Genomic DNA, 11,938 nt, shown 5'->3' on the forward strand with positions numbered 1-11,938 from the left:
GGGTCGCTGCGGTGCCCACGGTGCGAGGGGACCGGGGAGATCTCCCTCGACGTGCAGTTCCTGCCGGACGTGGACATCGTCTGCCCCCTGTGCGAGGGGTGCCGCTACGCCGCGGAGGCCGAGCGGTACACCCGGGGCCCGGACGGGCTGTCGCTGCCGGCGCTGCTGTCGATGACCGCGGCGGAGGCGGTCGAGCACGTGCAAGGTCTGAAGAAGGCCCGCACGCGTCTCGAGGCGCTGATCGACGTCGGGCTCGGTTACCTGACGCTCAACGAGGCCACCCCGGCGCTGTCCGGGGGCGAGGCGCAGCGGCTGAAGCTGGTGTCGGAGCTCGACCGGCGGCAGGGGCGGACGCTGTTCGTCTTCGACGAGCCGACCGTGGGGCTGCACCCACTGGACGTGCGGGTTCTGATCGACGTGCTGCAGCGGCTGGTCGACCAGGGCGGGACGGTCATCGTGATCGAGCACGACCTGGACCTCATCGCCAACGCCGACCACGTCATCGACATGGGGCCGGGCGGCGGCACCTACGGCGGACGGGTCGTGGCGACCGGGACGCCCGACGAGGTGGCCGCGGACCCGGACAGCGTCACCGGCCGGTACCTGCGCGACCACATGAAGGGACGCTGACCCGGGGAGCGGCGCGGGCCTCCCGGCGGAGGTCCGGTGGTTTTCCCGGCGTTCCCCCGTGATGTTCCCTCCTCCTCCGGGGGATGCTCGGGTTCCGAGGACGATCTCACGGGCGGAGGATGTGTCATGGCACGTCGGGTGACGTGCTGGGCCGGAGCGGTCGCGGTGGTGGTTCGTCGGGGGTCGGGATCGTAGCCCGGCCCCGACGAACCACCACCCCCGAGGCAACACCACAGAACACCCCACCCCTGCAACACCCGCCATCTCTCCACTCAGTGCCTTCCGGGTCCGAACACCTTCCGGACCCGAGCAGGGAATCCGGGGCCCTCTCCCGCTCCCTTTCTCTCCCCGCCGACCCCCTCTCCCGGCCAACGCGTAGAGACCGACACAGCGCTGTAAGGTCCGCTTCTACAGCACCTCACCCCGACCCTCCACCCGATTCGCCTCCCGTCCACGGACACGGAACACGCTGGTGTACATGGTCAAGCGCCTCTTTCCCCTCGCCGCCGTCACCGCGGCGCTCACCTTCCCCCTCTCCCTCCTCCACTCCCCTGCGCACGCGGACCCGGGTGGCCCCACCGCCGACGACTTCGATCTCCAGGCCCACCGCGGCGGCATGGGACTCGTCGTCGAGAGCACTCTGCCGGCGTTCGAGAACGCCCTCCGGCTCGGCGTCAGCACCCTCGAACTCGACATCCAGATCACCCGGGACGGAGAAGCAGTCGTCACCCACGACCGGCAGATCGGTGACCACAACTGCCAGGACACCGGCCCCGCGTTCCCCGGCGATCCGCAGTACCCCTACGTGGACTCCTACATCAAGGACCTCGACCTGGAACAGGTGCGCACCCTGGACTGCGGATCCCTGCAGCACCCCGACTTCCCCGATCAGCAGGTCGCCCCGGGTGAACGGATGGCCCTGCTCAGCGAGGTCTTCGAGCTGGTCCACCGCTACGGCGCCCACGACGTGGCCCTGAACATCGAGACCAAGGTCGAGGCGGGAGCACCGGAGGAGACCGCACCCCGCGAGGAGTTCGTCGACGTCCTGCTCGAGGAGATCGACAGTGCACGGATACTCCCGCAGGTCACCGTCCAGAGCTTCGACTGGGGTGCACTGATGCTGATGCGCGAACGCGAACCGCGCCTGCCGATCATCGCGCTCGACAACCACGAGTTCCTGGAGGTCGGCGAACCCGGCGCCTCCCCCTGGCTGGGCGGGATCGACATCGACGACTTCGGCGGCGACCCGGTGCTCGCGGTCGACTCCTTCGGCGCCGACGCGTTCTCGCCGGTGCACGGGTTCCCGCAGGACGGCGAGGTCGGGGATCCCGGCTACGAGCCCTACGTCAGCGCTGACATGGTGGACGGGGCCCATGACCTCGGAATCGACGTGATCCCGTGGACGGTGAACGACCCCGACACCATGCAGTCCCTCATCGACGCCGGGGTCGACGGGTTGATCACCGACCGTCCGGACCGGCTGCGCGAGGTCATGGCCGACAACGGGTTCCGGCTGCCCGAGCAGCGATCTCGGGGAAGAGGATGAGCAGGACGCACACCAGAACCACGGTCGGCAGGAACATCGCGACGCCGCGGAACGTGTCGCCCAGGCGGATGTCCCGACCGAGGCCGACCTCCGGGCGTTCGACGATGTTCTGCAGGATGAAGGTCAGCACGCCCACCGGCGGGGGACGATCGCGAGCTCGGCCAGGCATCCGGTCCCAGCCAGGAGGGAGGCCACCGCCAGTAGGGCTCCCGCCCGTGTGCGGCGCGTGCTGTGCATGGCGTCCCCTTCGTCTCGTGCGAACGTGGGTCGACGCTGCGGCCCGAACGGAGGCCGGTCAACGGAAGGTCCCGGTCTCCGGGACACAAAAAACCTCCGGTGGCCACGACAGAAATCCCGAAGATGCACCGGCAATATTTTTCATCCGTAAAAATTGAAACCGCACGCCCCTTTGACATGCGCTTTCACGGTGCTAGGCTTACTGACAGTTGCAGTTGTGGTTTCCCAAGACTTCGGCGCACCCAGGGATCTTCCCGGGCGCGCTTCGTGCGATTCGGTATTTCCGGACGGGCAATCATTGCGGCAGCACCGAGGACACGGAGTGTGACCTCGGTTACCGCCCCGAAGGAGATGTATTTTGACGACTGGCACCGTGAAGTGGTTCAACTCGGAAAAGGGATTCGGCTTCATCGAGCAGGAGGACGGCGGAGCTGACGTCTTCGCCCACTACTCGAACATCGCCGGCTCCGGTTTCCGTGAGCTGCTCGAAGGCCAGCAGGTGAACTTCGACGTCACGCAGGGCCAGAAGGGCCTGCAGGCGGAGAACATCGTCGCCGTATAGGCAGACGACCCCACGCAGAGCTGTGGCCCGCGCCCCCGGGTGCGGGCCACAGCTCTTGCGTTCCCACCATCTCCCGAACCCGTTCCGAGAAAGGCCGTACATGAACCGAACCACAACCGACCGGAAGAACCGGAACCCCCGCTCGTCGTCCGGGCAACGCCGAGGCGGACACACCGACCGGCGCCGAGGCCCCACGACGCAGAGCTCGGACTTCGCGCCCCCGGAGACCATCACGCCACCCCTGCCCCCGGTCGACACGTTCGCCGGCATGGACCTCCCTGCCGGGCTGAACGGCAAACTCGCAGAGCTCGGGATGGACGACCCCTTCCCGATCCAGGCGGCGACGCTCCCCAACTCCCTCGCCGGACGCGACGTACTGGGGCGCGGGCGTACCGGCTCGGGCAAGACCCTGGCCTTCGGGCTGGCCGTGCTCTCCCGCCTGTCCGGCCGGACCGCCGCACCGCACCGGCCCCTGGCCGTGGTTCTGGTCCCCACGCGTGAACTCGCACAGCAGGTCACCGGGGCCCTCACCCCCTACGCCCACGCGGCGCGCCTGCGGATCTCCACGGTGGTCGGCGGGGTGTCCGTCGGCCGCCAGGCCGGGGCGCTGCGACGCGGTACCGAGGTCGTCGTCGCCACACCGGGCCGCCTCGCCGACCTCCTCGAACGCGGCGACTGCCGCCTGGACGAGGTGGAGATCTCCGTCCTGGACGAGGCCGACCAGATGACCGACATGGGGTTCATGCCGCAGGTGACCCGCCTGCTCGACCGGACCCTCCCCCACGGACAGCGGATGCTCTTCTCCGCAACCCTGGACCGCAACGTCGACCGCCTGGTGCGGCGCTACCTCCATGACCCCGTTGTGCACTCGGTGGACCCCTCCGCCGGAGCCGTGACGACGATGGAACACCACGTCCTCCACATCGGTGACGACGACAAGCGCGCGACCGCGACCAGGATCGCCGCCCGTGAGGACCGGGTCATCATGTTCCTCGACACCAAACGCGCGGTCGACAAGCTCGTCTCGCACCTGCTCGCCAACGGGGTTCCGGCCGGGTCACTGCACGGCGGGAAGTCCCAGGCGCAGCGCAACCGGACCCTGGAACAGTTCAAGGACGGCCGGGTCACCGCGCTGGTCGCCACCAACGTGGCCGCCCGGGGCATCGACATCGCCGACCTCGACCTGGTGGTCAATGTCGACCCACCCCAGGACCACAAGGACTACCTGCACCGCGGCGGGCGCACCGCCCACGCAGGGGCGACGGGCAGCGTGGTGAGCCTGATCCTGCCCCGCCAACGGCGTTCGATGTCACGCCTGCTGAGCACGGCGGGCATCACCGCGAACACCCGGAGCGTGCACTCCGAGGGGCCCGAGCTCGTCCGGGTGACCGGCGCCCGGACGCCTTCGGGGGTTCCCGTCACGATCCCGGCACCCGCGGGCCGCCGGACCGGCGGTGTCCGCCAAGGACGGCGCCGGCGTCCGGGGAACCGGGGGAACACGCAGCGCAGGGCGGCCTGAACACTGCCTGTCAGGCTTCGTTCTCGGCCCGGATCTCGGCGTTGATGCGCTGGGCCTCCTCGAGCTGGTCCTCAAGGATGATGATCCGGCAGGCGGCGTCCAGGGATGTGCCGTCGTCGACCAGTTCGCGGACGCGGGCCGCGATGCGCAGCTGGTAGCGGGAGTACCGGCGATGGCCTCCCGAGGACCGTAGGGGCGTGATGACCTTCGTGCGGTCCAGGCTCCGCAGGAAACCGGGGGTCGTGCGCAGCATCTCGGCGGCCCGCCCCATGCTGTAGGCCGGGTAGTCCTCGTCATCGAACTTGCTGTCGAGGTCTTGCGCTTCGGGACTCTCTGGGCTCACTGCATCCTCTACGGTTCGAGGCTCTCGACGCGGAGATACGGGGGACCCACGGGACCGACCGCCTCCCGCGTCACCCCGGCACCTCACATCTGCCGTCCTCCCAGAATACTCAACAGCCCTGGCGGACGCCGTCCCCTACGGTTCGTCCGGACTCCGGGACCGGTCGGCCCGTGCGCGGTGCCGCCCCGTCCGCGGAGGTGCTCCGGTGCACGTCCTTCCACCGGACCCTGGACAAGAGGTCCGTTAGGCTGCCCACGGACCAACCCGAACCGTCGGAAATGCCCCCGTGGAACCCCTGCTCCCTGACGACCCCCGTGAACTCGGGCCGTACCGGCTGCTGCGCCGTGTCGGCTCCGGCGGCATGGGCATGGTCTTCCTCGCCCTCCACACGGGGCCCGGGAACGAAGATCTTGCTGCCATCAAGGCGGTGCGTCCCGAATTCGCCGAGGACCCCGAATTCCGGGCCCGCTTCACCGTGGAGGTCGACCTGGCCCGCCGGGTCCGTGGCCCTTACACGGCCCGTGTTCTCGACGCCGACGCGGAAGGGCCGCGTCCCTGGCTGGCCACCGAGTACGTGTCCGGGCCCGACCTCAACGACGCCGTACGCCAGAGCGGCCCCTTGCCCGCTGAATCACTGCGTGCCCTCGCCGCAGGGTTCGCCGAAGCCCTGGAGGCCATCCACACCGCCGGACTGGTCCACCGGGACCTCAAACCCTCGAACGTCCTCCTGTCCCAGCGCGGACCGCAAGTCATCGACTTCGGCATCGCCCGTGCCATCGACGCCACGGTGTTGACCAAGACCGGTCAGACGCTGGGGACCCCGGCTTTCATGTCTCCGGAACAGGCGACGGGGGCACCGGTCGGCCCGTCCAGCGACGTGTTCTCCTTCGGCGGTGTGCTGGTCTTCGCCGCCACCGGCAGACCACCCTTCGGAAGCGGTGGCCCGGCAGCCCTGCTCTACCGGGTCGTCAACGAGGAACCAGACCTGACCGGGGTGCCCGACAACCTGCTGGACCTTGTCACCTCCTGCCTGGTCAAGGAGCCCGACGAGCGTCCAGGACCGGGTTCGCTCCTGGCCGAGCTGAGCGATACCGCCCTGCCCGCGGGTGATGCCGAGGGGACCACCGAGTGGTTGCCCGCGGAAATCGCGAGCCGAGTGCAGGAGGCGACGGCAGTCGTTACCCGGATCCTGCCGACCCAAGCCCTGCCCGCTCACGCCCCCGAACAGGGCATTGGGGTGTCCATGGGCGCCGGGGGCGGGAACGACGACGCGGGAGGGGAGAGCGGGCCCTCCGACACGTCCGTGGAGCCCGTCGATACCTCGGATTCGGCGGGGCCCGCCCGCGCCCAGGACCCCGAAGTGCCTGCCGTCCACGCCGGCGGCGCAGCTGCAGGGCCGTCCCAGTCGGGCGCGCCCGGGCAACCGGCCACCGCTTCCACGGGCTCCAGGCGTACCAGGCCCACGGTGATCTGGGGCGTCGCCCTATCCGTCGTGGCGCTCGTGCTGGGTCTGGGGTTCTCGGCCGATCAGGAACCTCCCAGTGCGGGGCCGGGCGGCGACCTGGACCATGCCTCCGAGGACAGCTCGTCCACCAGAGGGTCCGGCGGAGTTCCACCCGCGCCGGAGGAGAGCCCGACGGCAACGGGCCGGGAGGCGATGCCGTCCTCCGGTTCCAAGGCCGAAGTGCGTGACACGGTCTTCCTCGATGGGCCCGACCGCTTCGCGAGCCTGTCCCCGGCCGGTGTGGACGTCTTCGACTCCGACTCCTCCGAGGCCGTGGAACGCCTCACCGAGCCCGAGGAGTCCTACAGGTTCATCTACGACGACCTCGCCGCGAGCCACGACGGGTCCACGGTAGCTGCCAAGGCGGTTGCTTCCAGCAGCGAGAGCGGCCAGGTCGAGATCCATGTGTGGGACCTCGACACCTCCGAACGGCACGTCGTTCCCCTGCCCGAGGAGGACAACGACGGCGTGTTCGCTCTCTCCACCGACGGCGCACTGCTTCACGTGGGGCGGAGCAACGAAGAGGAAGAGCGTCTGGACACCTACGAAACACACTCGGCCGAACGGCTCCACAGCACCGAGCTTCCGTTGAACGACCGAGGCCACCACACTCTTCTCAGGGGCCTGGGAACCTCACCGGACGGGGAACTGCTCATCGCCGTCGTGAACGAGGGCCTCCTCGCCTGGTACGCGGGGTCGGGGGAGCCGCACCCCGACTTCGAGGAGGTGTGGGAGGCGCCCGAGGAGGTCAGCGACCCCATCGCCTTCGGTGAGGGCGTGGTCGCTGCTCAGTCTCGGGACTCCATCATCCTCTGGGACCTGGAGTCGGACGGCGCATCCGAAACGATCGAGCTGGAGCGGGAACGGGCCGACGCCAACGCACGCGTCCGTGAACTGTCCATCGGCGACGGGGACGGACGGATCGTCGCGACAGGCCGCAATACCGACGACGAGCACCACTACCTCACCGTCTGGGACCGGGAGGGCGACGTGCTGGTGGACGACTCGACCACCCGGGAGTACTTCTCGGTCGACGCCTCGCCCCCCGGCACCGACCTGTTGGCCTCTTTCTACACGTACGGGGAGGCCTCCAGAGAGTTCGTGTCCCTGGACGAGGACCTGGAGCCGGGTCGGGAGTTCAAAGTGCCCGAACGCTGAACCCGGTCGTCACGGGGGTTTCTCGCACCGAGTGCAGGAACCCTTCGCCGACGGCGCCGGTCCCTGGTCGTGGGGCGGGTGTCGGAGGAGATGGCGCCCTGGCCCTGCAGGCGTGTGTACTGCCGGCGGTTTGCTCCCGTTCGGGTTCGTGCCCGCCGGAACGCCCCTTGGCCGGGGTGTGGCGACCGTGTTCACATGGTGACCGGGGTCACCTGCGAACCCAGGGAGGCATGATGCGTGCCGTACGCGTGCACCAGTACGACAGCCCGCCCACGATCGACGAGGTCCCGGACCCGCGGGTCGAAGGGCCCCTGGACGTCCTGGTCGAGGTGAACGCGGCCGGGGTGTGCCGCACCGACCTGCACATCGTCGAGGGCCAGTGGTCCGGCAAGAGCGGGGTCCGGCTCCCGTACACCATCGGGCACGAGAACGCCGGCACTGTCGTGGAGACCGGTTCGGCGGTGAGCAACGTGCGCGTCGGCGACCGGGTGATCCTGCACCCCCTGGTCACGTGCGGGCTCTGCCGACCCTGTCGGGCCGGCGACGACGTGCACTGCGAGAGTTCGGCCTTCCCCGGTATCGACACCGACGGCGGCATGGCCTCGTTCCTGCGCACCAACGCGCGGGCGTGCGTGGTGCTCGACGAAGGCCTCGTGCCGTCCGAGGTCGCGGCGATGGCGGACGCGGGCCTGACCGCCTACCACGCCGTGCGCAAGGCGGTCCCGCTCCTGCACCCGGGCGCGCACGTCGTGGTCATCGGCGCCGGCGGGCTCGGCCACATCGGCATCCAGTGCATGCTCGCGATGAGCCCGGCCGACCTCACCGTGGTCGACAGGTCCGAGGAGGCATTGGCCGTCGCCGCTGAGCTCGGTGCCCGCGAGACAGTCCTGGCCGACGGCGACCAGGTGGAGCGGGTCCTCGACCTCACCGGCGGGCAGGGTGCTCACGTGGTACTGGACTTCGTCGGCGAGGGCGGTACCGAACAAGAAGGCGTCGCGATGACCCGCGACGCCGGGAGCTACTTCGTCATCGGCTACGGAGGGGCNCCATCGACGTGATCTCGCGCGAGATCAACGTGATCGGCAACCTGGTCGGCACCTACAACGACCTGCAGGACCTCATGGCACTGGCCGCACGCGGCCGGGTGCACCAGCGCACGCGCACGTACTCGTTCGACCGGGCGCTGGAGGCCCTGGAGGACCTGGAGCACGGCCGCCTGCCGGGCATGCGCGCGGTACTCGAACCCGTCCCCCTCTGACGCCGGACCCGGGGCCGGCCGCGACACCGTCGGCGCGGTCGGCCCCGGGTCCGGGTGGGCCCCGGTCAGGGCGAGAGCTCCTCCAGGGACCGGTTGTTGGTCTCGACGGCGAACACGGCGGCCGCGGCACCGGTCAGCCCGACGATGCCGAGCACGGCGAAGACGGTGCCCATGCTCGCGCCCGCGCCGACGAGGCCGCCGACCACGAGCGGGCCGATGATGACGCCGATCCGGTTCCAGGCCCCGCCGAGCGCGGTGCCCATGGCGCGGTTGCGGGTGGGGAACAGCTCGGGTGTGTACAGGTACAGGCTCATGTTGCACAGGAACACGAACATCGTCGCGAGCGTGGCCAGCAGCATGACCTGGCCGGTCGTCCCGGCGCCCAACCACCCGAGCAGGAGCAGGGTGGCGCTGCTGAGCAGCAGCCCGCCGCCCAGGCAGAGCTTGCGTCCGATCCGGTCGATGAGCAGGGCCGCGCCCAGACAGCCGACGAAGCCGGCGACGTTGCTCAGCAGGCTCAGTTGCAGCGAGCGGTCCAGCGGGACCCCGTACACGGACGTGTAGATGGTGGGCAGCCACGAGGTCAGGGCGTAGTTGATGAAGTAACCGGTGAACCACAGCATCGAGATGACGATGGTTCTGCGCAGGTAGATGCCGGTGACGAGCTCGCGCGGGGAGGGCCGTGCTGTCGCGTTCACGCTCACCTCGAGCGGTCTCGGTTCCGGCAGCTCCTCACCCTTGCGGACCTTGCGGACCTCGGCCTCGATACGGCTCATCTGCTTGTCGGCCTCGTCGGTGCGCCCGCGCGAGGCCAGCCATCGGGGCGACTCGGGCACGTGCCGCAGGATGAACGGGATCAGTACCAGCGGCAGGGCGCCGATGACGAAGAGCCAGCGCCAACCCAGGTGCGGCACGACCCACGCGGAGACCACGGCGGCGGCCATGAGGCCCGCGGGGAAGACGAGCTCGTACAGCAGCACGAACCGGCCGCGCTTGTGGCTCTTGGCGATCTCCCCGATGTAGGTGGCCGCGATGGGCACCTCACCGCCGATACCGAGCCCCTGGATGAAGCGGAGGGCGATGAAGATTTCCGGCCCGGGCGCGACGGCCAGGGCGAGGCTGGCGGCCGCGGTGATGAACACGCACAGGCACACCATGCGCACCCGGCCGATGCGGTCCGAGAGCCACCCGGAGACCAGGGCGCCGGCGAGCATGCCGACCGACCCTCCGGTGATGAGCATGGTGGTCTGCCCGGGTGTGAGGGCCCACTCCTCGGTGAGGACCGGGAGCGTGTAGGCCACGAGCATCTGGTCGAAGCCCTCGAAGAAGGTGACGATGCCGATGAGGATGCGCACCTTGAGGTGCCAGAGGCTGGTGGGGAGCCGTTCGAGGCGGGAGGCGATGCCTTCGGCCGAGGACCGGTCCGGTGGTGCTGGTACTGCCATGGATTCGTGTGCCCTTCGGGGTGCTGCCGACCGCGCAGGGGTGAAGCTCGTCGCGGTTCCGGGGGTGCGGGCCTCCCGGACCTGGGGCGTCGGAGCCGGCGCGGGGTCGGCGGTTCGTACGGCTGTCGGGGAAGGAAGGGGGATGCGGGGGCCGGGCAGGGGTTGCGGGGGCGGGGACTCAGCCGGGCAGGAACTCCATGGACGAGGGCGGAGCCCCGGCGACCTGCGCCTCGGTGAAGGCCTCCGCCAACGACCAGGCGCGGCGCTCGGCCTCCGGGTCGTGGTGCTCCCGGCCCAGGCGGTAGAACCCGTGCGCGACGGGGCCGACCGACTCGGTCTGCACGCACGGAACGCCGGAGACAGCCTCGTCGAGGGCCGGGTCGCCGTCCGGGGCGATGCCGAGCCACGGGGTCAGGCGCTGGGCGACCAGCTCCGACAGATGCGGCAGCCCGGGCCAGGGGGCCTGTTCGACACCTCCCGGGGAGACGGCGACGGCGGCACCCAACGCGTGCCGGCCCGCGGCCCAGGTGGCCAGGTATCCGCCCATGCTGAACCCCGTTGCGGTGCAGCGCGCGGCGTCGAGACCGCAGCGGCGCACGAGGTGGTCGACGGCACCGTCGATGTCCGCGGCCAGGTCGTCGGGGCCCAGGCTGTCCATCGCGGCGCGGGCGGTGGAGAGCTGTTCGGGGCGGAAGTCGCGGCCGCCGTACTCGTAGTACAGGTACGGGGCGACCGCCAGCCATCCTTCGGCGGCCAGGCGGCGGCAGTACTCCTCGACGTACTCGCTGACCCCGAACACGTCGTGCAGGACGATCGCACCGCCGCGAGGGGGGCCGTCCGGTTCGCGCACGAACAGCGGGGCAGCGGTCTTGAGTACACGGCGGCCGCGGTTGGCGGGGCCGTGCGCGTGGGTGTGGCTGTGCTCGTGGTCAGACATGGCGGGCGATCCCTCCTCCGACGTCGACGGTGGCGCCCGTGACATAGGAGGCGCGCGGGGACAGCAGGGACACGACGGGGTGGGCGACCTCCTCGGCGGTGCCGAGGCGGCCCAGCGGGATGCCGCGGTCCGCGGCCAGTTCCGCGCACCACGCTTCGTAGCCCAGGTCCGTGCCGGAGTTCTCGTACCGGCGTCGCCACTGCCCGGTGTCGACAAGACCGAGCGCCACGGAGTTCACGCGCACGCCGCGCGGTCCGTAGTCGGTGGCCATGGTGCGTGTGAGGTTCAGCAGGGCGGCCCGGGCGGCGGAGGTGGCGGCCAGGCGGCTCTCGGGTTGCCGGGCCAGGATCGCGTTGACGACCACGATCGAGGCGTCCGGCGAGCGTTCCAACCACTCGAGTGCGGGCCGGACGGTGTTGAGCGCGCCGAACAGCTTGAGGTCGAACTCGTCGCGGAGCTGGTCGTCTCTGGTCTCGTCGAGCCCTGCCATGAGCGAGCGGCCCGCGTTGGCCACGACCCCGTCGAGGCGGCCGAAGGCGCGGGCTGCGCCGTCGGTGAAGGCGCGCATCTGCTCGGCGTCGCGCACGTCGGCGGAGGCCAGGAACGTGCGTTCCTCCGGCCCCACGTCGGCGAGGCGTTCGCGCAGGCGCTCCGGTTCGCGGGCGCAGGCGGCCACCAGTGCGCCCTCGGCCAGGAGGGCGCGGGCGGTGGCCAGCCCCACCCCGGAGCTGGCGCCGGTGACGAGGTAGCCCCGGCCGGCCAGGTGCAGGTCCACGGTCGTTCCTTTCTCGTGGCTGGG

The 11,938-nt window shown here is 70.3% G+C and carries 12 protein-coding genes (1 of these 12 running past the window's edge); 7 read left to right on the forward strand and 5 right to left on the reverse strand.

Annotated features, from left to right (window positions below):
- Window positions 1-630 carry the 3' end of an excinuclease ABC subunit UvrA gene (locus D474_RS0112485; RefSeq protein ID WP_449289350.1) on the forward strand. The gene continues 1,413 nt to the left of window position 1, outside the view, so the window shows 630 of its 2,043 coding nt (coding positions 1,414-2,043); the start codon falls outside the window, past its left edge; its stop codon occupies window positions 628-630.
- Window positions 631-1,108: 478 nt separating this feature from the next.
- Window positions 1,109-2,176 (forward strand): glycerophosphodiester phosphodiesterase family protein, encoded by a 1,068-nt coding sequence (locus D474_RS0112490; RefSeq protein WP_040703484.1) that lies wholly within the window; start codon window positions 1,109-1,111, stop codon window positions 2,174-2,176.
- Here the strand turns inward: D474_RS0112490 and D474_RS31755 are convergent.
- A complete protein-coding gene (locus D474_RS31755; protein ID WP_152476763.1) occupies window positions 2,121-2,312 on the reverse strand; it encodes a hypothetical protein in 192 nt (63 codons plus the stop codon). The genes D474_RS0112490 and D474_RS31755 overlap by 56 nt on opposite strands.
- 459 nt (window positions 2,313-2,771) lie before the next feature.
- Between D474_RS31755 and D474_RS0112495 the strand changes: the two genes are divergently transcribed.
- Window positions 2,772-2,975, forward strand: coding sequence for a cold-shock protein (locus D474_RS0112495; protein ID WP_017613898.1), 204 nt, complete (start codon window positions 2,772-2,774; stop codon window positions 2,973-2,975).
- Between the two features lie 100 nt (window positions 2,976-3,075).
- Entirely contained in the window at window positions 3,076-4,494 is a 1,419-nt protein-coding gene (locus D474_RS0112500; RefSeq protein ID WP_017613899.1) for a DEAD/DEAH box helicase, read from the forward strand.
- Between the two features lie 10 nt (window positions 4,495-4,504).
- Here the strand turns inward: D474_RS0112500 and D474_RS0112505 are convergent, their stop codons facing one another.
- Window positions 4,505-4,765, reverse strand: a complete 261-nt coding sequence (locus D474_RS0112505) for a MerR family transcriptional regulator (RefSeq protein WP_239647058.1) — start codon at window positions 4,763-4,765, stop codon at window positions 4,505-4,507.
- Window positions 4,766-5,123: 358 nt separating this feature from the next.
- Between D474_RS0112505 and D474_RS0112510 the strand changes: the two genes are divergently transcribed.
- From D474_RS0112510 to D474_RS33340, 3 genes are all read left to right on the forward strand, one after another.
- Entirely contained in the window at window positions 5,124-7,499 is a 2,376-nt protein-coding gene (locus D474_RS0112510; protein WP_017613901.1) for a WD40 repeat domain-containing serine/threonine protein kinase, read from the forward strand.
- A gap of 233 nt (window positions 7,500-7,732) precedes the next feature.
- Entirely contained in the window at window positions 7,733-8,557 is an 825-nt protein-coding gene (locus tag D474_RS28530) for an NAD(P)-dependent alcohol dehydrogenase (RefSeq protein ID WP_239647055.1), read from the forward strand.
- On the forward strand, window positions 8,554-8,757 hold the full coding sequence (locus tag D474_RS33340; protein WP_239647056.1) for a hypothetical protein: 204 nt from the start codon (window positions 8,554-8,556) through the stop codon (window positions 8,755-8,757). The genes D474_RS28530 and D474_RS33340 overlap by 4 nt, the downstream gene beginning before the upstream one ends.
- A gap of 65 nt (window positions 8,758-8,822) precedes the next feature.
- On the opposite strand, the gene D474_RS0112520 is transcribed toward D474_RS33340, so the two are convergent.
- From D474_RS0112520 to D474_RS0112530, 3 genes are all read right to left on the reverse strand, one after another.
- Window positions 8,823-10,202, reverse strand: a complete 1,380-nt coding sequence (locus D474_RS0112520; RefSeq protein WP_017613902.1) for an MFS transporter — start codon at window positions 10,200-10,202, stop codon at window positions 8,823-8,825.
- 178 nt (window positions 10,203-10,380) lie between these two features.
- The gene (locus tag D474_RS30430; protein WP_017613903.1) at window positions 10,381-11,139 is read right to left on the reverse strand and encodes a dienelactone hydrolase family protein; all 759 of its coding nucleotides are present in this window, start codon (window positions 11,137-11,139) and stop codon (window positions 10,381-10,383) included.
- Window positions 11,132-11,938: SDR family oxidoreductase (locus D474_RS0112530; protein ID WP_239647057.1), on the reverse strand; the 807-nt coding region annotated here is incomplete at its 5' end. The genes D474_RS30430 and D474_RS0112530, both read right to left, overlap by 8 nt.

The organism is Nocardiopsis salina YIM 90010 (assembly GCF_000341025.1).
GTDB lineage: Bacteria > Actinomycetota > Actinomycetes > Streptosporangiales > Streptosporangiaceae > Nocardiopsis > Nocardiopsis salina.

Coding starts and splice junctions, on each gene's coding strand:
- D474_RS0112520 (WP_017613902.1), bottom strand. CDS start 10,202: ATGGCAGTACCAGCACCACCGGACCGGTCCTCGGCCGAAGGCATCGCC.
- D474_RS0112505 (WP_239647058.1), bottom strand. CDS start 4,765: ATGGGGCGGGCCGCCGAGATGCTGCGCACGACCCCCGGTTTCCTGCGG.
- D474_RS0112490 (WP_040703484.1), top strand. CDS start 1,109: ATGGTCAAGCGCCTCTTTCCCCTCGCCGCCGTCACCGCGGCGCTCACC.
- D474_RS0112500 (WP_017613899.1), top strand. CDS start 3,076: ATGAACCGAACCACAACCGACCGGAAGAACCGGAACCCCCGCTCGTCG.
- D474_RS30430 (WP_017613903.1), bottom strand. CDS start 11,139: ATGTCTGACCACGAGCACAGCCACACCCACGCGCACGGCCCCGCCAAC.